The sequence below is a fragment of the Sinobaca sp. SA16-1 genome (assembly GCF_059510515.1).
This window is the reverse complement of record NZ_JCAKFL010000002.1, coordinates 345,290-365,744: the sequence shown is the minus strand read 5'-3', so window position 1 is coordinate 365,744 and position 20,455 is coordinate 345,290. Positions and strand designations below refer to the sequence as shown.

The 20,455-nt window shown below is 45.5% G+C and carries 24 protein-coding genes; 13 read left to right on the top strand and 11 right to left on the bottom strand.

Features of this window, described 5'->3' with window-relative positions:
* Positions 1 to 102: 102 nt before the first annotated feature.
* Entirely contained in the window at positions 103 to 2,667 is a 2,565-nt protein-coding gene (locus tag AC5W2J_RS05900; RefSeq protein WP_496058561.1) for a transglycosylase domain-containing protein, read from the bottom strand.
* Positions 2,668 to 2,748: 81 nt separating this feature from the next.
* Positions 2,749 to 3,351 (bottom strand): Holliday junction resolvase RecU, encoded by a 603-nt coding sequence (gene recU / locus AC5W2J_RS05895; protein WP_496058560.1) that lies wholly within the window; start codon positions 3,349 to 3,351, stop codon positions 2,749 to 2,751.
* Positions 3,352 to 3,508: 157 nt separating this feature from the next.
* Here recU and AC5W2J_RS05890 point away from each other — a divergent pair, with 157 nt between their 5' ends.
* Genes AC5W2J_RS05890 through AC5W2J_RS05880 form a run of 3 tightly spaced genes read left to right on the top strand, consistent with a single transcriptional unit; the run spans position 3,509 to position 4,977 of the window.
* Complete coding sequence (locus AC5W2J_RS05890; protein WP_496058559.1) at positions 3,509 to 3,754, top strand: DUF370 domain-containing protein; 246 nt, start codon at positions 3,509 to 3,511, stop codon at positions 3,752 to 3,754.
* A 12-nt stretch (positions 3,755 to 3,766) separates the two neighbouring features.
* Positions 3,767 to 4,138, top strand: coding sequence for a YppE family protein (locus tag AC5W2J_RS05885; RefSeq protein ID WP_496058558.1), 372 nt, complete (start codon positions 3,767 to 3,769; stop codon positions 4,136 to 4,138).
* Positions 4,139 to 4,140: 2 nt separating this feature from the next.
* Positions 4,141 to 4,977, top strand: a complete 837-nt coding sequence (locus tag AC5W2J_RS05880) for a sulfurtransferase (protein ID WP_496058557.1) — start codon at positions 4,141 to 4,143, stop codon at positions 4,975 to 4,977.
* A gap of 34 nt (positions 4,978 to 5,011) precedes the next feature.
* Here the strand turns inward: AC5W2J_RS05880 and AC5W2J_RS05875 are convergent, their stop codons facing one another.
* From AC5W2J_RS05875 to AC5W2J_RS05860, 4 genes are all read right to left on the bottom strand, one after another.
* Positions 5,012 to 5,617 carry a trimeric intracellular cation channel family protein gene (locus AC5W2J_RS05875; protein WP_496058939.1) on the bottom strand — a complete coding sequence of 202 codons (606 nt, stop codon included), beginning with the start codon at positions 5,615 to 5,617 and terminating at the stop codon, positions 5,012 to 5,014.
* Positions 5,618 to 5,749: 132 nt separating this feature from the next.
* Positions 5,750 to 7,426: an ABC1 kinase family protein gene (locus tag AC5W2J_RS05870; RefSeq protein WP_496058556.1), complete on the bottom strand. Its 1,677-nt coding sequence runs from the start codon at positions 7,424 to 7,426 to the stop codon at positions 5,750 to 5,752.
* A gap of 28 nt (positions 7,427 to 7,454) precedes the next feature.
* The gene (locus AC5W2J_RS05865) at positions 7,455 to 7,787 is read right to left on the bottom strand and encodes a phasin family protein (protein ID WP_496058555.1); all 333 of its coding nucleotides are present in this window, start codon (positions 7,785 to 7,787) and stop codon (positions 7,455 to 7,457) included.
* Positions 7,788 to 7,935: 148 nt separating this feature from the next.
* Complete coding sequence (locus tag AC5W2J_RS05860; RefSeq protein ID WP_496058554.1) at positions 7,936 to 8,115, bottom strand: hypothetical protein; 180 nt, start codon at positions 8,113 to 8,115, stop codon at positions 7,936 to 7,938.
* Positions 8,116 to 8,351: 236 nt separating this feature from the next.
* Between AC5W2J_RS05860 and ilvA the strand changes: the two genes are divergently transcribed.
* From ilvA to AC5W2J_RS05830, 6 genes are read left to right on the top strand one after another with little or no spacing between them, the layout of a single operon-like run.
* A complete protein-coding gene (gene ilvA, locus AC5W2J_RS05855; protein WP_496058553.1) occupies positions 8,352 to 9,599 on the top strand; it encodes a threonine ammonia-lyase IlvA in 1,248 nt (415 codons plus the stop codon).
* 15 nt (positions 9,600 to 9,614) lie between these two features.
* The gene (locus tag AC5W2J_RS05850; protein WP_496058552.1) at positions 9,615 to 10,361 is read left to right on the top strand and encodes a DUF3891 family protein; all 747 of its coding nucleotides are present in this window, start codon (positions 9,615 to 9,617) and stop codon (positions 10,359 to 10,361) included.
* Positions 10,362 to 10,413: 52 nt separating this feature from the next.
* Positions 10,414 to 10,938 carry a type 1 glutamine amidotransferase domain-containing protein gene (locus AC5W2J_RS05845; protein ID WP_496058551.1) on the top strand — a complete coding sequence of 175 codons (525 nt, stop codon included), beginning with the start codon at positions 10,414 to 10,416 and terminating at the stop codon, positions 10,936 to 10,938.
* 18 nt (positions 10,939 to 10,956) lie between these two features.
* Positions 10,957 to 11,139 (top strand): hypothetical protein, encoded by a 183-nt coding sequence (locus AC5W2J_RS05840; RefSeq protein ID WP_496058550.1) that lies wholly within the window; start codon positions 10,957 to 10,959, stop codon positions 11,137 to 11,139.
* 12 nt (positions 11,140 to 11,151) lie between these two features.
* Complete coding sequence (locus AC5W2J_RS05835; protein ID WP_496058549.1) at positions 11,152 to 11,469, top strand: thioredoxin family protein; 318 nt, start codon at positions 11,152 to 11,154, stop codon at positions 11,467 to 11,469.
* A 13-nt stretch (positions 11,470 to 11,482) separates the two neighbouring features.
* Positions 11,483 to 11,905: a TlpA disulfide reductase family protein gene (locus AC5W2J_RS05830; protein ID WP_496058548.1), complete on the top strand. Its 423-nt coding sequence runs from the start codon at positions 11,483 to 11,485 to the stop codon at positions 11,903 to 11,905.
* Positions 11,906 to 11,997: 92 nt separating this feature from the next.
* Here AC5W2J_RS05830 and AC5W2J_RS05825 read toward each other — a convergent pair whose 3' ends face one another.
* On the bottom strand, positions 11,998 to 12,726 hold the full coding sequence (locus AC5W2J_RS05825) for a metallophosphoesterase family protein (RefSeq protein WP_496058547.1): 729 nt from the start codon (positions 12,724 to 12,726) through the stop codon (positions 11,998 to 12,000).
* Positions 12,727 to 12,927: 201 nt separating this feature from the next.
* Here AC5W2J_RS05825 and AC5W2J_RS05820 point away from each other — a divergent pair, with 201 nt between their 5' ends.
* The 4 genes from AC5W2J_RS05820 to AC5W2J_RS05805 are packed head-to-tail and all read left to right on the top strand — an operon-like array spanning position 12,928 to position 16,271.
* Positions 12,928 to 14,061 carry a conserved virulence factor C family protein gene (locus AC5W2J_RS05820; RefSeq protein WP_496058546.1) on the top strand — a complete coding sequence of 378 codons (1,134 nt, stop codon included), beginning with the start codon at positions 12,928 to 12,930 and terminating at the stop codon, positions 14,059 to 14,061.
* A gap of 23 nt (positions 14,062 to 14,084) precedes the next feature.
* Positions 14,085 to 14,297 carry a hypothetical protein gene (locus AC5W2J_RS05815; protein WP_496058545.1) on the top strand — a complete coding sequence of 71 codons (213 nt, stop codon included), beginning with the start codon at positions 14,085 to 14,087 and terminating at the stop codon, positions 14,295 to 14,297.
* Positions 14,294 to 14,809: a PH domain-containing protein gene (locus tag AC5W2J_RS05810; protein ID WP_496058544.1), complete on the top strand. Its 516-nt coding sequence runs from the start codon at positions 14,294 to 14,296 to the stop codon at positions 14,807 to 14,809. The genes AC5W2J_RS05815 and AC5W2J_RS05810 overlap by 4 nt, the downstream gene beginning before the upstream one ends.
* Positions 14,802 to 16,271: a PH domain-containing protein gene (locus AC5W2J_RS05805; RefSeq protein WP_496058543.1), complete on the top strand. Its 1,470-nt coding sequence runs from the start codon at positions 14,802 to 14,804 to the stop codon at positions 16,269 to 16,271. Before AC5W2J_RS05810 ends, AC5W2J_RS05805 begins: the two co-directional genes overlap by 8 nt.
* 27 nt (positions 16,272 to 16,298) lie before the next feature.
* Here AC5W2J_RS05805 and AC5W2J_RS05800 read toward each other — a convergent pair whose 3' ends face one another.
* The 4 genes from AC5W2J_RS05800 to AC5W2J_RS05785 all read right to left on the bottom strand — a co-directional run bounded on the left by AC5W2J_RS05800 (position 16,299) and on the right by AC5W2J_RS05785 (position 20,373).
* Complete coding sequence (locus AC5W2J_RS05800; RefSeq protein WP_496058542.1) at positions 16,299 to 17,291, bottom strand: DUF2777 family protein; 993 nt, start codon at positions 17,289 to 17,291, stop codon at positions 16,299 to 16,301.
* 88 nt (positions 17,292 to 17,379) lie between these two features.
* The gene (locus tag AC5W2J_RS05795) at positions 17,380 to 18,336 is read right to left on the bottom strand and encodes an MBL fold metallo-hydrolase (RefSeq protein WP_496058541.1); all 957 of its coding nucleotides are present in this window, start codon (positions 18,334 to 18,336) and stop codon (positions 17,380 to 17,382) included.
* Positions 18,337 to 18,397: 61 nt separating this feature from the next.
* Positions 18,398 to 19,312 (bottom strand): hypothetical protein, encoded by a 915-nt coding sequence (locus tag AC5W2J_RS05790; protein WP_496058540.1) that lies wholly within the window; start codon positions 19,310 to 19,312, stop codon positions 18,398 to 18,400.
* 23 nt (positions 19,313 to 19,335) lie between these two features.
* Positions 19,336 to 20,373 carry a toxic anion resistance protein gene (locus AC5W2J_RS05785; protein WP_496058539.1) on the bottom strand — a complete coding sequence of 346 codons (1,038 nt, stop codon included), beginning with the start codon at positions 20,371 to 20,373 and terminating at the stop codon, positions 19,336 to 19,338.
* Positions 20,374 to 20,455: the final 82 nt, after the last annotated feature.

The window sequence follows — 20,455 nt, the reverse complement described above, 5'->3', positions numbered from 1 at the left end:
TCGATATCATATATAGATATCCAAGGTGAAATAGTTTCTCGACAATCCGAAAAGAGAGCAGCCCCGGCAGGCTGCTCTCTTTTTGTATTTATATAATACTGCTTAATCGGTTGATTCTTCTTCTGAAGAATCAGGCACACTGTTGGATGAAGCAGATCCTTCATCCTCTGGTGCACTATTGGATTCTGCTCCTTCATCGGGGCTTGACTCTTCCGTGGAAGACCCGCCGCTGCCCTGATCGGTTTCACCGGAGTTGCCTTCTTCGGTGTTACCACTGTTCTGGCCGCCGTCTTCGGAAGGTTCTGTTTCCGTACCGCCTGAGTCAGCAGGTTCATCCTCTGTTTCTGTGCTTTCTTCTTCTGTCGTGCCATCTGTTCCGTCGGAAGACTCCCCATCTTCAGGTTCATCTTCCGGCGTAACTTCCTCTTCTTCGGTTGCTTCCTCTTCAGGAGGAGCCTCTTCTTCTGGTGCTTCTTCTGTTTCCTGGACCGGTTCTTCTACCGGAACTTCTTCTACTGGTGCATTATCCGTTTCGCCGGCATCATCACCGGAGCCGATGTCGGGCTCGGAAGGTGGAGCGGTCAAGTCCTGATTGCTGCCTTTGACAATCAGCTCGGTTGTAATATCAGATGAAGACGTGGAGCCGGTGGCCCGCTCTCCTGTGCTTTTAACTAAATCTACTTCCTCTACAGAATCCGGCATTTCAAAATCTGGTGTATCGATTCCGGCAGAGATATCATCCATTGTAAGCCTGAATATTTCTTTCGCAATTTCCCGTTCGGATTCATTCATATAATTGGCTCCGCGCTGGCCGCTGAATCCGGTCCAGACGGAAGCGGTATACCGGCTCGTATAGCCGGTGAACCAGACATCAGGCACGCCGCCTTCCGGAATGCCGTTCGCATCAAGTTCATCCTGGGTAAAGTTGGTCGTCCCGGTTTTTCCTGCAAGAGGAAGACCAGGGATGTTTGCTGCCTGTCCGGTTCCGGATGACTCAGACACTACATCTTTTAACATATCTGTCATCATGTAAGCCGTGTAATCACTCATCGCTTCAGTGGATTCCGGCTCCATTTCTATTTCACGACCATCCGGAAATTCAATCCGGGTAATAGCATGTGGTTCATTGTACGTACCGCCATTGCCAAAAGCCGCGTAGGCTCCGGCCATATCAAGACTTGACACGCCGGGTTCAAATGAACCAAGGGCGGCGGATTCGTAGAATTCATCAAATTCAATGCCGAGTCCTTCAGCAAACTCCTCTGCTTCCGGAAGGCCGGTTTCCTGAAGAGCTTTAAGTGCCGGAATATTCAATGAACGGGTCAGTGCTTCACGCATGCTGACTTCCCCGGCGTAGTTTCTGGAAGCATTCCGTATCGGTGTGCCATCTGAATAAGAGTGTTCTGCATCCGTAAGCTGATGATACGTGGACCATTGGTTGTTCTCAATGGCCGGACCGTAGTCGACGATAGGCTTAATAGTCGAGCCGGCATCGGCGTTCGCCCCGGTCGCGTAGTTAAAGCCGCGGGCAACATCAGCTCCCTGGCGGTTGCCGACCATCGCTTTGATGGCACCGGTTTCGGTGTCTATTAATGAATAGCCGACCTGGAATTCTTCACTATCCGGATAGCCCGCTATTTGTTCATTGGACTGAACGACTTCTTCACCATAATCCTGAGCATCGCGGTCAAGCGTCGTATACACCCGCATACCGGCAGAATACAAATCGGTGGAAGTAATTCCTTCTATGTTTTCAAGTTCATTCTGCACATGGCTGATAAAGGAATCATAGACAGCACCTTCCTCGGAAGGTGTATGGTCAAGCTGGTCTTCCAACGGAACGCTGGATGCCTGTTCCGCCTCTTCCGCTGTAATGAATTCCTGTTCTTCCATTAGATGAATAATAAGATTCCGGCGCTCCAGCGAATTTTCCGGATTTTGAAGAGGGTCATAGTAGCTTGGGCGTCTTGGGATAGCAGCGAGTAATGCTGCGTCTTCAATTTCCAGCTCGGCTGCCTCTTTATTAAAGTAAATACTGGAGGCTTCGCCGATGCCGTAAGCTCCCTGGTTAAAATAAATAAGGTTTAAGTACATCTCCAGGATTTGATCCTTGCTGTACTGCTGTTCAAGCTGGACAGCCAGATACTGTTCCTGAACTTTTCTTGCGATTGTTTTATCTGGAGATAAGAAGGCGTTTTTAACAACCTGCTGGGTAATCGTACTGGCACCTTCTGCCCCGAATCCATCGGAAACGTTAGCGAGCAGGGCACCGCCGAGACGGCGGAAATCTATGCCGAAATGGTCATAAAACCGGGCATCCTCTACGGCGATAAACGCCGCTTTTGCATCATCGGGTACTTCATTAATATCGATAAGCGTCCGATTTTCCCCGGACTGCAGACGCGTAATCTGATCTCCGTTCTGATCGTATATTTCCGCCGCTTCCGAAAGAACAAGCTGTTCCGGATCTAGGTCCGGTGCACCGCTGATCATGGCAACGGCGGTTACGGCCCCGATGGTCATTACGATAAGGGCGGCGGCGATCAAAGCCATAAATAATTTCTTCCATAGAGGCAGGCCTCTTTTTTTCTTGGCAGGCTTCTTTTCAGCGTCTCTGCTTTTTGAAGATTTACGCCTATCCTGGCGGGAACGGTATTCGTTACTCATGTAGTTATTCTTCCTTTCTTCGATCCTGCTTTCAAAAGATCAGCAGCCGTTAGTCGCTGATCCTTTAAAAAAGTTACATTCTTATGTGTAGTGGGAGTCGATTATCTTTAAGTAATCGACTCTGGCCTGATAGCTTTGAGGAACGAGGTAGCCATTTTCTTCGAACGCTGCTTTAGGAATGGATTTACGTGTGTCACTATTGTCATACCATTTCAGAAAGTGGCGGGCTTCAAAAAAGTATACTTCTTCTAACAATGTAAAGCGGATGAGCAGAAATGCAATCCCTCCCTGATCTATGATCCGTTTCATGTGCACCACCTGATGATCATGGATATTACGCATCGGGAAGGATGTTTTGTTTCTGGTTTCTTTTGCTTCAAAATCAATATAGCGTCCTTGATAAAGGCCATTATAATCGGTAGTGGAAGCCTGTTTGAAATAAGCTTCCGTAATTTTGGCGGCGCTTCTGGAAGGATAATCGACGTTAACGATCTGTACAGGCGTCGGTTTCTTATGAATAACGGCTATATTCATCTCCAGATAATATTCATTAGTGGCGTTAATATCTTCTTCAAGCGACATGCCCCGGTTTGCATAATCTTTGGCAGAGACAGGGACAGGCTTTTTTTTCTTCTCATGGGAGAGCGGTGTATATTTTTTTCCATTTGGATAACGGAATGCCATTAATGATTCGCTCCTTTCATTGCTTTACGAATGGCATGACATCTCTACTATAATAGCACAAACTGCACAATGTGAGAATCAGAAGAATGCGGCGGGGGGTGGACAGAGGAATGAACTTTCATGTTACGATTACATAGGAAAGAAAAAGGGGGATATCATGACAGAAAAAGCAATTAATATAGGGTTTGGAAACATGGTTATTTCGGATCGGATCGTATCGATTGTGAGTTCTGATTCAGCGCCGACAAAACGGATGATACAGGAAGCAAGAGAAAGAAAAATGCTGATCGACGTGACGAATGGCAGAAAAACAAGAAGCATTATTCTATCAGACAGTGACCACGTCATGCTTTCCGCGATTCAGCCGGAAACGGTAGCCCAAAGACTTCATGAAAACGATTAAGGAGGCTTTGGCATGAATAGACTAATCGAAGTGACAGAAGAGCTTCTTGAGCAGAATGAAGCGATGCTGCGCTATTATGAAGAACGCATGGAACATGCGAAAAATAGAGACTATTTTTTTGAAACGGTCAAACCTTTTGCTGATAAAGTGAAAACGCTCGCCGATGAGTGGTTTTCACTTGCTTCAGAATGGGTACTAAAAGAACAGCCGGTTTATCTGCATCAAAAGCAGCTCGAAGATACGCACGAGAATATGACGATCGCTTCTGTTACGTGTTTTCAGCCGGACACAAAGGAAAAAAGATTTAAAGAGATGAACCAATCTATCCATTATGTACTCCGGAGCCTGGAAAGCGCCTGGAAAGAGAAGGAAAGCAGGGGATAAAGGTGAAGCATCTTATTACAGCAGATGAACTGGAACAAAAGCTCGGAACAAAAACAGTAATAGCAGACTGCCGCTTTACACTTGGCGAGCCGGAACAGGGGCGGCAGGAGTATGAAAAAGGACATATACCGGGAGCAGTCTATGCACACCTGGAAGAAGATTTATCTGATATTGCTGAAGAGCATGGAGGCAGGCACCCGCTGCCGGATATGGACAGCTTTGCTGTCAAAGTAGGAGAGTGGGGCATTGATCTTACTACAGAGGTAGTCGTTTATGACGATCAGAACGGGGCAATGGCAGCCAGACTATGGTGGATGCTGCGCTATCTCGGGCATGAACATGTATATGTGCTCAACAGTTCTTATTCTTCCTGGGAAAAAGAAAAGCGACCGGTAGATACAAACATTCCGGCGCCGGATAAAAAGATATTTACGACCGAATTAAAGCCGAATATGCTCGTTCATATTGAAGAAGTAAAAGTAGCTCTGCATGATGACAAAACAAAGCTCATTGATGCAAGGGATTATGAACGGTATTCCGGACAAAAAGACGAAGTAGACCCGCAGGCCGGCCACATTCCGGGCGCAGATCACTATTTTTGGAGTGATGTTGTAAGCGGGTCAGACACATGGAAAACCCCGCACCAGCTCAAAGAACACTTCCAGGAGCTTGGGGAGTATGATCAGGTGGTCTCTTACTGCGGTTCCGGCGTAACTGCGGCTGTAAACGTCCTGGCCATGGAAGAAGCCGGATTTGATCATGTGCGGCTCTATGCAGGCAGCTGGAGCGACTGGTCCTCCTACCCGGATCTCCCGATTGAGACAAACGAAAACAAATAGGAAAAAGCCCGGTGCGGAAAGCACCGGGCTTTGCTTATGAACTTGGAAGCTGTCTTCGAGGCAGCTGCCAGTTATAATAAACGCTCAACATGCGGAGCGCAACAATGGAGGCGAGAATAAGAACATAGCCTAAGAATTGATCAATGAGTCCGCTGCCTATTAATAAACCGGCAGGAATCGTCCAGGCTACATATATATCACGACTCAATACGAGCGGGCGGCGGCCTGCGAGAAGGTCACGGATGATCCCGCCACCGGCTCCCGTTAATGCGGCTGCAGCAATTGCAGCGCTCAGCGGCAGATCCATCTGTGCAGCAAATATAGCCCCCTGGACGGCAAATGCAGCAAGACCTACCGCATCGAACAGGACGCCCCATCTCGTCCACTGCCGGAACCAGATCTGGGGCAGAAAAAAGGCCCCTGTCATTAGAAGAAAAGCAATGGTAAAAAGCAGCTCCTGGTCCCAAAGAGCTGAAACGGGCACCCCGATCAACAGATTACGCACCGCGCCCCCTCCAAAAGCCGTCACAAAACCTAATATATACACACCGATAATGTCATATCGTTCTTCCATCGCTACAATCACGCCGCTTAAAGCGAAAGCAATCGTACCAATAATATTTAATAATTCCCATGAAATCATTGCATCCGCCCTCTTCCGGTATTTACTCCGCCCATAAAAAAGAGACCCGGCTGATAAGCCAAATCTCTGTATAATCAATAAAACAAAGTCTCATTATAATAAATGATTTGCCGTTTATTGGCAAGTCCGTCAAAAGCGTCCCGAACGAAAAATCGCAAATAACAGCCAAATGAACATAAAAAAGGAAATAATAAAGCCAATTTCAATAACCGGGATCTGCACAAGCGGAGAAGAGGAAGCGCCGAAAGTGGAGCCGATGATCAGCCCGACCATTATAATACTAAACGCAAGCAGAATGACGCTGAAGGAAAGCCGGTTGCTGATTCGGTCCATTTTATTAAGAATAAAATGTATTTCCGGAATATCCATATCAACGCCGATTTTTCCTTTAGCCACTCTCTCGAGTGAATCGCGCATGTGTTTAGGCATGTCCCATAAATATTCAGATTGTTTTTTTGCTTCGTCTACTGCTTCATCCATATACCGTTTGGGATGAATTTTTTCTTTAAAAAGTCGTTTTCCATAAGGCTCGGAAAGCTCCATAATGCTGAGATCCGGATCAAGCTCTTCTACGACACTTTCAATCGTAATCACGGCTTTGGCCAGCATAACGTACTCTTTATGAATTTTAATCTCATAGCGGTGGGCGGTGGCAAATATATCATTTATGGCTTTTCCGATGCTCATGTCATGTAAGGGCGTCTCGTAGTATTTGGATAACAGGTATTCAATATCTTCTGTAAATAATTCGGTATCCAGGTCGTCCGGAAAATCTGCCATTTCGTATATAGCTTTTGTCACTTCATCCGGCTTCTTTTTAGTCATGGCGATGACATAGTTGACAAATTCCCAGCGCATCGAACGGCTTAACCGGCCAATTTGTCCGAAATCAATATAGGCGGCCGTGTCTTTCCCTGTAAAAATAATATTTCCGGGATGAGGATCACTGTGAAAGAAACCATTAATCATCATTTGATGAAGAAAAGAATCAGCGAGCTGACGTGCCAGTTTTTTCTTATCATACTTTATCGGGGAATGTTCCAAATGATGCAGGCTTTCGCCTTGTATAAATTCCATCGTAAGCACACGGCGGCTGCAGTACTCTTCATAAATATGAGGAATGTAAACGGAAGAAAATTCTTCCATATTTCTAGCTATTTTCTGCGTATTACGTGCTTCGATGTAATAGTCGACTTCATCACGTATAGCTTCTACATATTCTTCCACGATCGTATCAAGCCTGTAGTACCTGGCCCAGTGGAAACGCTGGCACAAGAGCCTGGCAAGATCCCGGAGAACGTCAATGTCTTTTTCAATTATTTCTTTAATGTGGGGTCTGGATATTTTAACAGCTACTTCTTCCCCCGTATGTAGAACGGCATGGTGCACCTGTCCGATAGAAGCTGCAGCCAGAGGTTCTTCTGTAAAGGACTGAAAAATTTCGTCTACCGGTGCATGAAGGTCGTGTTCAATCATGCGTTTTCCAAGCTCTACTGAAAAAGGAGGAACTTCAGCTTGAAGTTTCTCCAGTTCTTCTATAATAGAAGGGGGAAAAATATCTTTGCGCATGCTGACAAGCTGGCCGAGTTTGATAAAGGTAGGACCGAGTTCTTCGATGACGAGTCGAAGCCTCGTACCGATCGACTGCGCGTTAAAATCATCCGATTCTGCAGACAATCGTTTAGGAAGAGAGAGGATATGGAATAGTCCTACCTCACGCAGTATATAACCAAAGCCGTGTTTGGCCAGCGTTGTTGCAATTTGTCTGTATCGGTTCGCATGCTTTAGTCCTTTCGTAATAGCCATGGTTCCTGCTTCCTTTCCTCAGCCTGTATCACTCAGCCGGGTGATCCCATCCGTCTTTTTTCGGCCTCTCAGCAAGCTTTTGTTCAATATCATGCAGCTTTTCTTCGAGGCGGAGAATATCGGATTCCGTAGCAAGGCCCATATCTTTGAAAGACTGCTCGGTTTTATCCTTGCGTTTTTCACTCCACTTGTTTTCTTTTTCCCGGCCGCGCTGGATTAATTCCTCTTTCCACTCCTGCGCTTCTCTAGGTGTGATTTTTCCTTTATAGACCAAGTCATCCAAATAATTCTGCACTTTCTCCCGGCTGTATGCTGCGGCTCCCAGACCTAGAAAAAAGCCTCTTTTTAACATATCATTCATTATCGTCAGTCCTTCCGGTTTTGTTTGTATTTATATTCCCTGTTTTTTTCATTTTAATCGGCAGGAACGGAGAAACGAACACGGTAAAAGAAAAAAGCCCCCCGAAACAGAATTAGTCCGTCCCTGCAGGAAGCTTATTTTCCCTTCTTCAACCGTTATCCCGCACCATGAAAAAGATAAACGCCATAATGCTTACAATAGAAAAAACAGTCAATACGACAAGTAATAAAGGTTCTGCATCATTCCACGCGTTTACAGATGCGTGGGCTGAAGCAGGCCAAACAGCTAGAACTGCGGCTGTCATTAATGCAGCCATCCACTTGTACATACGCTTACCCCCTGTAAAATGCTTAACTTATGTAAAACATAACACAAAACTGCTTACCTATTATATAGTATAGTGAATTTTTTGTATTTAATCAATTAAGCACTGTATTTCCTCTCCATTTTATTTTCAAAGGTTCCCAGATGTAGTACAATGTACAGCAGTTGAACACAGAAGACAGCAGGCGCATAATGGAATGTGTGCAGGATAGTTTTGTGAGGCAGAAAGGATAATGACAAATGAGCAGGATTCATATAGAAGATATCATTATTGCGAACCAAACGCTGAAGGACGTTGTTAATCATACGCCTCTCCAGAAGAACCAGGTTTTGTCTGAGCGCTATCAGGCTAATATTTACTTAAAAAGAGAGGATCAGCAGGTAGTCCGGTCCTTTAAAATCAGAGGGGCCTATCATTTGATGCACAGCCTTTCCGAAGAAACGATGAAAAATGGGGTAGTCTGTGCTAGTGCAGGGAACCACGCGCAGGGGGTAGCCTATTCCTGCAGCGCCTTAAAAGTGAAAGGACGCATCTTTATGCCAACGACTACTCCGCGCCAAAAAGTGGGACAGGTTAAACTGTTCGGCGGCGATTATGTAGATGTTGTTCTGACGGGAGATACGTTTGATGATTCCTATAAGGAAGCGATGGCTTACTGTGACGAACATCAAATGGCTTTTATTCATCCATTTAACAACGAAAAAATAATTGCAGGCCAGGGGACCGCAGGCCTGGAAATTATGAATGACATAGAAGAGCCGCTCGACTATCTTTTCTGCTCGATCGGCGGCGGCGGACTTGCTTCCGGCGTTGGTACCTATATTAAATCCATCTCCCCGAACACGAAGATTATCGGCACCGAGCCCGCCGGAGCAGCTGGAATGAAAGCATCATTTGATAACGGCGGCGTCACGGAACTTCAGAAAATAGATAAGTTTGTTGATGGAGCAGCCGTTAAGCGGGTGGGAGATATTACGTACGAAGTATGCAGAGAGATTCTTGATGAAATTAAACTCGTGCCGGAAGGCAAAATCTGCACGACGATTCTGGAGCTGTACAATGAGAATGCGATTGTGGCGGAACCGGCCGGTGCTATGCCTATTTCAGCGCTTGATTTTTACAAAGAGGAAATCAAAGGAAAAAACGTCGTTTGCATTTTAAGCGGAGGAAATAACGATATTGGAAGAATGGAAGAAATGCGGGAGAAATCCTTAATTTATGAGGGACTCCAGCATTACTTCATTGTTGTTTTTCCTCAGCGTGCGGGGGCACTGCGTGAATTTCTGGATGAAGTTCTCGGACCCGACGATGATATTACCCGGTTTGAATATAATAAAAAGAACAACAAAGCAAATGGACCGGCTCTCGTAGGCATTGAGTTAAAAAACCAGAAAGATTATAAACCTCTGATTGAACGAATTAACAAAAAAGGATTTTCCTACAAAGAAATCGATAAAGAGGAAAGTTTATTTAACTTCTTGATTTAAAAGGAGGCCGAGAGCATGATTGTCCAGGAATTCTCCTCATATTATTTTTTAATAGAACAGCATGAACATGCCCGGCTCAGTGCAGAAGCAGCCGCGCAGATTAATAATCCGAATTGGAAAGAAGACAAAAAGTGGGATTCGCTTTTATATGCAATCCGCCGGCATGACAACGCCTGGATTCCTCTGGACCGGGTCGTTCTCTCTTCTCCGGAAGGTCATCCTTACTCTTTTTTGAATTACCCGCTCGAGGAGAAGCTGGATGCATATAAAAAAGGAATCGAAGCGGCAGGAAAAGAAGATTTGTACAGCGGTATTCTGTTGAGTATGCATTATGCTTCCTTTCTAAAAAATGATACGTCTGCAGCAGGCGTGTCTTTTTTTGAAGGAGAGCAGAAACGGCAGAAAGACTGGAAAAAAAGAATAAAAGATACAAGTCGTCTGGACAGGCATTTGAGCGTTCTCCAGTTTTTTGATGATGTATCATTATATGCCTGCATGAACAAAGCAGGCACCCCAAAAGCAGAGGAAATCAGCTGGTTTCAGCAGGGATTCCGGCACCGCTTTTCTTTTCTCGGCAAGAAAAAAGTGTATCCGCTTTGGCAGGACAGCTCGTCTGTGCAGATGAAGCCTTTTCCCTTTTTGGATTCTTTTAGTTTTACGATTCAAGGCAGAAAACTGCCGAAAGATATGTGGCAGCAAGGAAACAAAGCGGTCAGTACAGCAGATCTGCAGGTAATGACCCAGAAAATTCGTTTCGTATAGGAAAAAACAGGGGAAATAAGTAACAGCACAGCAAGAGAAAGGGGAACTGGATATGAGTTTAACCAATACACGCGTGATTGCATTAGTAGAAGATGATTTCGAGGACCTGGAGCTTTGGGTGCCGGTTATGAGGCTCCGTGAGGAAGGCGCCGAAGTGGTGCTTGCAGGAAAAGAGAAGGGCCGTGTGTATAAAGGAAAATACGGCGTTCCCGCAGAAGCAGAGGCAGCTTTCACAGATCTTGACGCAGCCCAGTTTGATGGGATTCTTGTCCCGGGAGGATGGGCACCGGATAAACTGCGCCGCTATGAAGAAGTCCTGAACTTTGTAAAGCATATGGATGAAAACAAGAAAGTGATCGGCCAGATCTGCCATGCCGGCTGGGTGCTTGCCAGTGCAGGGATTCTGCAGGGCGTCACGGTAACGAGTACACCAGGAATTAAAGACGATATGACCAACGCAGGAGCGGTCTGGAAAGACGAAGCGGTCGTTACAGACGGCCACATTGTATCGAGCCGCCGTCCGCCTGACCTTCCCCAATACGGTAAAGCATTAGTTGAAGCGTTTCAAACCCTTTGAAGAAAAGAGGCAGAACCTATGAGTGAATTAAAAAGAGAACTACAGGAATTTACCAGAGCTGCTAACGAATTAAAGGCAGTATGGAACAAAATGAGTGACCTCGACCGCAAAGAGAGCTTAAAAGAATATCCATTTGCAGAAGATTTCCCTAAAGTCGCCAATGATATAAAGAAGTGGAATGACGCCGTCCACGAGTCGTAGAAAGAGGAGAAAATGGAGCAGATTAATCAAACAGATCTCAAGCTGCTGAAAGAAAAGCCATCCGGCGCAGTGTTTTACGCGTCTCCTTTCTGCAGAACATGCCAAATTGCCGAACGGGTAATAGAACCAATGAAAAAGTTATATGACGTTCCTTTTTATAAAGTAAACATTAATGAAATACCGCAGGAAGCTGTGACAGAAAAAATTCAGAGCGTGCCTTGCCTGATTGTTTTCAAAAATGGAAAGCCTGTAAAGAAAATGCATACATTTGACAATCCGGCTTATGTGCTGGAACAGCTTCATGGACAGCTGCAAAGCATGCTGAAATAAGGAGTTATCGAAAATGAACGCACCGTACTTTCAACTGCCGGATATACACAGTGATTCGATGCACCGGCTGGAAGAATGGAAAGGGACACCGCTGATTTTGACGTTTTGGGCATCCTGGTGTCCGGATTCCATGAAAGACCTTCATTATAAACACCTGTTTTATGAACAAATGGATAAAGACATTATGGGGTTTTTAACCATTAACGTAACGGGCAGAGAAGGCAGGGAAGACGATGCCGTCCGTTTCTTGGAAAAGACGGGCTACCGCTTTCCTGTTTTAAAGGATAACGGCACCAAGGTATATGATGCTTATCAATGCGGTGGAGTACCGACTACTTTCCTGTTGGACGAACATCTGGAAATACAGAAAAGCTATTCGGACAAAGCTTCCTTTCCGGAAATTATCCAAGGGATTCATCAGTTAATAAAGCGTTAAATAAATAAAAAGAGAGACCATGCCATTGGCAAAAGGTCTCTCTTTTTGTGTTTGGTCCGGGATTTTAAAGCTGCTTGTAGTTCCAAGAAGCCTTACTTGGGCTTTTTGCCTGTTTTTACGATGTTTTTCATCTGGTCTTTATTTGGGTAATCGCCTGCGTCATACTGTTGAATGACGCGCGTGTTATCGTAATCAACGCGTTCTATCACAGCTTCCACCTGGCCGTTTTCTATCGTAAGAAGTGCAAAAGAAGGACGGGGATCCCCATCAAACGGCAGACCGATGCTTCCTGTATTTACAATCGTCTTGTTTCCAATTTTTCGGACAAAAGGCGTATGAATATGCCCGTAAATATAAATATCGGCTTCTTCAGCCGAAGCAAGCTTATCGAGCATTTCTTCATCACTTGCATCTGCAGGCACGACATCGAAGGAATTGGATGGAACAGCGTGGAAGGCATGCATCGTAATACCACCCTCAAGCTCGTCCAAAAAAGAAGTGGGGAGGTTTTCCAGGTAAGTTAGATCGTTTTCTGTCAGACGCTCCAGCGCCCAGTCCCTTTCCTGGCTCATCAGGCCAAGCGCCCGGTCCGGCACTTCGCCTTTTTTTATGCCTCTTGTGATCCATTCATCCGCATTGCCTTTTAATACTTTAGCTGGAGTGGAGCGTACGGTTTCAAGGACGTTTTTTGGTTCAGGACCTCTAAAGCTCAAATCCCCGATGATGTACATTTTGTCGATATTCCGGTCCGTAAGCTCCCGGAGAACTGCTTTTAATGCTTTGGCGTTTCCGTGTATGTCGGATAAGACGGCTACTTTCATCGTAATGACCTCCTTGTGCTACTGCCTCTAACAGCTGTACAGCTGATTTCTTTACTAGTATACCCTATCCCTGCTTTTTCATACATGAATCTCCACATATTCCTTTGAAAACAAATAGTGGAGATTGGCTGTCTGAAACGTGGGTATGTTACAATTTAAAAGAAAGAAAACCTGATACGACAGGAAAGGCAGGATGATAAAATGAGAATTACTTCGATAGAACCAACACCAAGTCCAAACACGATGAAGTTGACGCTCGATGAGTCTTTGGAGGCTGGAAAAAGCCACAACTTCACGTTGAAAAATAAAGAAGAGGCTCCGGAGGTAATCCAGAATATTTTTACGGTAGAAGGAATTAAAGGCGTTTATCACGTAGCTGATTTCATGGCAATTGAACGTCACCCGAAAGCAGACTGGAAAGAACTGCTTCCCAAGGTAAGGAATTTATTCGGCGAAAAAGCGGAAGTATCTGCTGATGGGGGAGAAGAAGGAACGGAAGCATTTGGCGAAGTTATGATCCAAAAGCAGATGTTTAAAGGAATTCCGATGCAGCTGAAAATTATGGCCGGAGAAGAAGAGAAAAGACAGGGACTTCCTGAGCGCTTTCAGCAAGCAGCATTCAAGGCGCAGAAAGAAGAAGATAACATTGTTCTGCAGAGAAAATGGGAAGAGCACGGCATTCGTTACGGAAACGACCTGGATGCGATTGGAGAAGAAGTAGCGGAAGAGATCTCTGCTGTCTACAACCAGGATCGGCTGGACCGTCTGGTGAAAATGGCATTGTCCGAAGAAGAAAACAGCGAACAGTATGCCCAGCGTTTTAAAAAAGTAACGCTTGATATGCTGGATGCTCCGGACTGGAAAGAACGGTACGCGCTGCTCGAACAGATGGATCCCAAAAAAGAAGATATTCCGGTTCTGGAGAAAGCCCTGCACGATGAAAAGCCGTCCATTAGAAGGCTGGCTGTCATGTATCTGGGAATGATAGAAGATCCGATTATTCTGCCCTACTTGACTATAGGGTTAAACGACAAGTCGGTAACCGTCAGACGGACCGCCGGAGACTGTTTTTCCGATTTAGGCGACACCGGCGGCACTCCTGCTATGATTGATGCGTTGGAAGACAAGAATAAACTTGTGCGCTGGCGTGCAGCAATGTTTCTTTATGAAGTAGGGGATCATTCTGCTGTGCCTGCCCTGAAGAAAGCTGCAGAAGACACGGAGTTTGAAGTGGCCCTTCAGGCGCAGATGGCACTCGAGCGTATTGAAGGCGGGGAAGAAGCAAAAGGCTCTGTATGGAAACAAATGACCGAGCGGATGTCAGAAGGTAAATAATTTAAGGGCGGGAGGCAATTTCGATGACAAAAGACGAAGTAAAAAGCAAGCTGAGAGAAAAGCAGCTGCAGGAAGCACTGGAACTCGTGGAAGATGCGGAAAAAGGCCATCTGGATGAACTCGAGCTGGTGCGCTCGCTCGGCCTGCTGGCTGATGAAGAATTAAACAGGGAAACGCTTGCTGTTCTGGAAAACGAAGGCGTCACAATTATTTATGTGGAAGAGGATGACGAATGAATTCCCGTCCTCTTCCTTCCCAAAAAATATCTAAAAAAGCATTATCTGTATGGAGAATAAAAGGAGCGATCGAAGCGCTGGTTTATCTGGCGCTTCCGACTGCTCTGCTTATTTTTACAATCAGACAGGACTGGCCGGTATGGCTTGTAAGCGTGGTGTTTCCTGTAATCGCTGTCTTTGCCGTATGGAAAGCCTGGTTTTTTCCGGCAATGACCTGGAAGCGATGGTGCTACGAAGTATATGAAAAAGAGGTAGAGCTGCGGCGCGGTGTAGTCATCACCAGGCATACTCTTATTCCGATGTCGCGCATCCAGCACGTAGATACAGCCCAGGGACCGCTTTATAAAAAATACGGACTTTCCGCGCTGACCATCTCCACTGCAGCCGGTATTCATGAAATCCCGGCGCTTTCCGAGGAAGTCGGGCAGGAGCTGAGGGACCATATTTCCAGGCTGGCGGAGGCAGAAGACAGCTTATACAGCAGGAAAGAAGCTGATGCGGATGATGAATAAATGGAAGCGAATGCATGGAGCTGCCATAGCCGTTCTTTTTGTATCACGGATAAAAGATTTTATTTTTCCGCTGATTTTAACGTTTTTCGCGGGCGGTACAGGTACTTTATTTGGTCAGCAGTGGATATTTCCAGCATTGCTGCTTATCTTATTTCTGCATAGTTTATTTTCCTGGCTGTTTTTCCGTTTTAGGCTGGAAGAACAGGAACTTCGCATTAAACAGGGAATATTTGTGAAAAAAAAGCGGTACATACAGCGCAAAAAAGTCCAGTCTGTGGATATATCAGCAGGAATTATCCAAAGGGCGTTCGGCCTTGTGAAAATTAAAATTGAAACAGCAGGCGGCGGCACCATTCCCGAGGTAAGCATTATTGCACTTACAAAAGAAGAAGCAGAAGAAATCCGGGAATCTCTTTTATATGGAACGCCGGATTCTGCAGATCTGGAAGAGGCCGAAGCGCTGGATACAGATCCAAAGCAGGAAGTAACGCGGGAAGAAATAACGTACCAAAAAAAAATACCAACCCGTTACATTCTTCTGGCAGGGCTTACCTCCGGAAAGGTCGGGCTGTTTTTTTCAGCGGCGGCGGCTGTCTTTTCGCAGTTTGATCAATTTATTCCTGAATCCTTTTACCAAAGCACCGTTGGGTATATTCTGGATTTAAGCTTGTGGTTTCTTGTTTTATTTTTATTTTTAATTGCGATCATTGCCTGGACCGGCTCGACAATTGTAACGATGCTGCAGTACGGCCAGTTTGAAATTACACTGATTAATAAAGAAATGATTATTAAACGGGGGCTGCTCGAGAAAAAGCAGCTTACCCTCCGGCCCGAACGAATTACGAGCGTCCGCTATACGTGTAATCCATTTCAGCAGATGCTCGGTTTGTGGAGGATTTATATTGACAGCGCGGGGGGCGGATCGGAAAAAGAATCATTTTCCACCGTACTGCTTCCGCTTGGGCCGCGGCACGCAGCAGAAGAAATAATTCGCCACGTCCGCCCCGATCTGCAGATGGAGCCGGATCTCTCCCCTGTACCAAAGCGGGCGGCGAGGCGCTATATGTTCAGGGCATCCTGGATATCATGGCTGCTGGCGGGTGCCGCAGCTATCTGGGTGCCTTATGGCTATATTCTGTTTGTGCTGCCGCTGCTCCTATGCTGGCTGGGCTGGAATCAGTACCGCGCGGCCGGTTTGTTTGAAAACAGCAGTAAGCTCGTGCTGCAGAACCGTCTTGTCAGCAAACAGCATGCGGTCCTTCCAAAAACCGCCATCCAGTCTTATACAAAACAGCATCATTATTTACAGGAAAGGCATCAATTATGTTCCATTACGGTCGATATTTTATCGTCAAGCGGCGGCAGGGAATTTCACCTCCGCGATACAGAGGATAAAAAAGGAGAAGAGCTTCTTCAATGGTTTTCAGAAGCACCAAAAATAAAAGAAGTGCCTGCAGAGTAACTGCACGCACTTCTTTTTTATTATAAATTATTGATCGGTTTTCTCGTTTTTTGTATACGCATTGTTTGTATACACATAAATTTTACGTTCCCCGTTGTCTGCGGTGCATTCAAACCGGTCATATACATAATCTGTTTCTTTATTATGAATATGGCGTACGTAGTGATGCTGAATCATAACCGTCAAACCATTACGCTGGTAGGAAATAAAATTAACGCCCTTCAACGTGGCTTCCGGGCTGCTCTGCAGCAGCTCATACAAAAGACGGTTATGGCATTCAAGCAGGTCGCTGTCTGTTAGCGAAAAATGAACAAGCGCCTGTTTTAAGCCCTGGCGGGATGTTTTATCCAGTTCAGTTAAAAGAATGGTATACGGTTCAAACTGTTCTGGATGGATACGTACCCAATCATGGTTGCGAAGTGTCAAAATATCACCGGCTTCATCGGCAAAACGAAACCCTTTAATATGGGTGACGTTGATCCATCCCTGCTTGGGATCGGCTGCTTCCAGCTGAAAAGGGCAGTTTGCCAGTTCCAGCACGTCTCCCATTTTAGGTTCGGTTAAATAAATAACGTCTTTGGATCTTTCTATTTTATAATAAATATAGTGGACGTCATCGATAGGAGGATGAAGAGCGGCATCCTTTGGGGACAGCTGGCGGAGTATATCATTGTACTGCTTCATCTCAAGGGAGTTCTGTCTGCTCCGCTCTGTAATCTGTGCTTTTTTATCTTCAATCGCTTCGGATAGTGTAACAGAAAAAGAAACCTGTTGACGGTCCGGAGAAACCGGGAATATTTTCTGCCCGTTGACGTGCATTGTTTTGCCGGGCTTATCCAGCAGAGTATCGATTTTAGAAAAGACAGGCAGTGTAAAAATACCGGTCACTGTCACTTCTCCATTCCATACCTGCTGGGGCGGGGTTACGATCGAATGTAATGTAGCAAAAAATGTCCCTTCGTTTCCAAGGTCAATCAAAACGGTCCGGCCCTGTTGTTGCTTTGCATCTGCTCGATTCACAAAAAAACCTCCAATTGCATATATATAACTATTTATCGTTCATGGAAATGTAACCATTATAAGCAATTTTGGCTGCTTTTCGCAAGAATTAGTTATTCTGCTGTTTCTTTTTAACGTAATCAAGAAGTCCCATCGCACAGACGTGCATATCCAGCTGCAGAAGATATGTTAACGGATCATCTTCTGCGAGCAGGGGAAGATCATAATAGTCAAGAATTTCCCGGTATAAATCTTTCTGGAGATTTTCCAGGGCATTATCTTCACCGGAGAATTTTTCTGCCCGTTCTACAAACACAGGCAGCCAATAGCGGATCTGGCTGCTGACTGCTGTAATGTCTTCACTCCTGCCAAAATGCCCGAAATAAATAGCGGCAGGCTGTAGTGAGAGAAGAAAGTCCAGTGAAGCAAGCATTTGTTCTGGATCAAACTGGTTGGGAGATGTAGTGGGAAGAAATATCTGTCTGTTATGAGCGGTGGCATCGACATATTGGATGCCGATCGTATCCCCTGTGAAAATGCCATTCGAAGAGCTGTCGTGGATACTGATATGATGAGCAGCATGTCCGGGTGTATGATAAAAAGTCAGCGTTCTCTCAGAGGATAAAGAGAGGGTTTCCCCAGGCGCTGCGGATATGATGCGGGCTGCCGGCACCGGAAGGACCGGGTTAAAAAGCCGGTCAAAATCATCGCCGTAAACTCCTCTGGCGCCTTTTATAAGCCTGGATGGGTCTGCTAAATGCCGGGCGCCTTTTGGATGTACGATAATTTCGGCATTCGGACATTCCCGAAGCAGCAGGCCGGCTCCACCGGCATGATCAAGATGAATATGCGTCAAAATAATATAGCGGATATCTTTAAAAGAGTACCCAATTTCCTGAAGGTTTTCTTTTAAATGGGAAATAGAAGAACTTGGACCCGTTTCAATCACTGCGAGGCTGTCACCCGGTAAAACATAGGTACCTGTACGTCCCGGCACCGATAAGTCCATCCCATCTGAAATCCATAAGTCGTTTTCCAGCTTTGTCATATTTTTTAATTGATCCATCGTGTCACTCCTTTTTTATGTAAGGGTTTACAAAAAAGATAAAACCAAAAAGCGGCGCAGGCTACCGCTGGTCTTTTGGAGGGTATCGTTTTTCATGAAGCTTAAACAAATAATCAACACGCTCTGCCTTCAGCGTGTCCACTTTATGATGAAGTTCTTCAAGTGTGGAACGCATCTGCCGCAAAGTAGAGGTGAGTTCTTCCTGTCGTACAAGCTGATTGTCCGGAGAAAGAAGGCGGTAAGCTTCGAGCAGGGAAGGAATGTCTTTTTGAAGCATGCGCTTAACCGTATACCGTTCCTCAAGATCAAGAAGCTCGTAATGTTTGGTGATTTCCCGGGCCTCCTGCACAATTTCCATAAGACAGCGTTCCGAAGCACGCGACAATCCGGAGCGGGCCAGTTTAATGTGGCTTTCTGTTTTATAAATAAACTGAAACGGCTCTTCGGAAGAATCGACAAAGTGCTTGTCTTCTGTGGTAAGAGCAGAAGAAGCTGCCGGTTCAGCCGCGGGAATTCTGCCGAGCAGCTGGTCATCGAGCTGCTCCAGTTTATAAAATACCCCTTGAAAAAAACGGGATTTTCGGATGCTGCGTAAATACGTTTCGCCATTTTTACGGTATTGAATATAGGCTTCTTTGAAACGATTTTGTTTTGAACCGGGATTGTAAGCTTTTCGGACATATTCAATCGTGACGCGCTTTTTGATGGCCGCCTCCGATTTATACGTTTCATAACTCAGCAGCCGCATCCTTTTTTGATTAACGCGGAGCCGGAAGTAAAATGTTTTCCCGGATTTTTTGAAGGTCTGGGTTGTTTTAACTTGTTTGCCAAACTCAATGAGCCGGTCAAGTGCCGCCTCCATATCCTGAATCATGACAAGACCGTGTGCATCGGAAAATATCTGATCTTCTACTTGTCGACGGTGGTCTGGAACAAAACGGTCCACCCATGGATGAGCCATCCAATTCTTCGCCATGTCTACCACCTCTTTGCTTTCACTTAATCGAGCAGCTTTGTTTTCATTTGTTTATTCAACTCATCCAGCTCGGAAATAAATTGTTTGCCGGAGTGGACAATGCGCTCGTTGGACTGTTCGGTTAGTTCAATAGCTGCCTGCACATCGGCGTAGGCTTTTCGGAATGTTTCCATAGCCACTGCCGGTTCTTCAAGCGTGCGAAGTGTGTCTTCCGTATTGGTTTTGAGCATCTGTGCGTTCGTTAATATCATGTTCTCCGTTGCTTCATTGACGCTGTTAACTGCATTTATAACGTTACGCTGATTGCCGAGGGCCAGTTGAATGGATGCTGTTACCGTAATAATATTCTTCGTCATCGTAATCGCGTTAAATACGGCTTCTTCCAGCTTTTCGTTGTTTTCTTTAATAAGATCGACACTTGCCAGGGATTGTTGAAGTACCATAACAGCCTGGCTCATATTTTTAACGCGTGAAATCACTTTCACCTGGCCTTTTTGAAGTTCAGCCGGGTTATCTTTCCATTCCTCCGTTGTCATTTCCTGTTCAAGCATGTCATTAAGCTGCCGTCCGGTTTCAATCTGCTTTTCGAGGTCTAGTATCCGTTCACGTGCTGTTATTTTCAGCTGATCGAGCATCAGGTTATCTTCCTGCAGCTTATCGCGCCCTATAAGCAGGGCTTCCACAATGTTTTCCACCTGGGCTTCTACCGTTTCATATTTCTTGGAATACTGTTCAATCGGATTCCGGCGGAGCAGCTTGTTCCAGGTTTTCTGCAGTTTTGTCTCATTTAAATATTCAGGCTCCAGCTCGCTGACCATTCCTTTAAGCTCGTACAGTCTGTCCGGAAGATCGTTTCCCTCCTGATTCATCATTTCCTTTACAGGCCGTTTTAGTGAATCGAGGGAATCCCCGGCGCTTTTTTGTTCAGATTGTCCCAGTCCGCCAAGAGATGTGAGCAGTGCATCTGTATCTTTAGATTCACGGAAACGCTGTATAAACTTTTCCGCCTCTTTGGATGTACTTTTTTCTTTATCTGCGTTCAGGTGTTGATTCGTATCCATTTTGTATCCTCCTTTGGATTCGTTCAAAAACATTCTCATCTATATTGAAAATATTATATCATTTTGCCGGAAACTGTGTGCA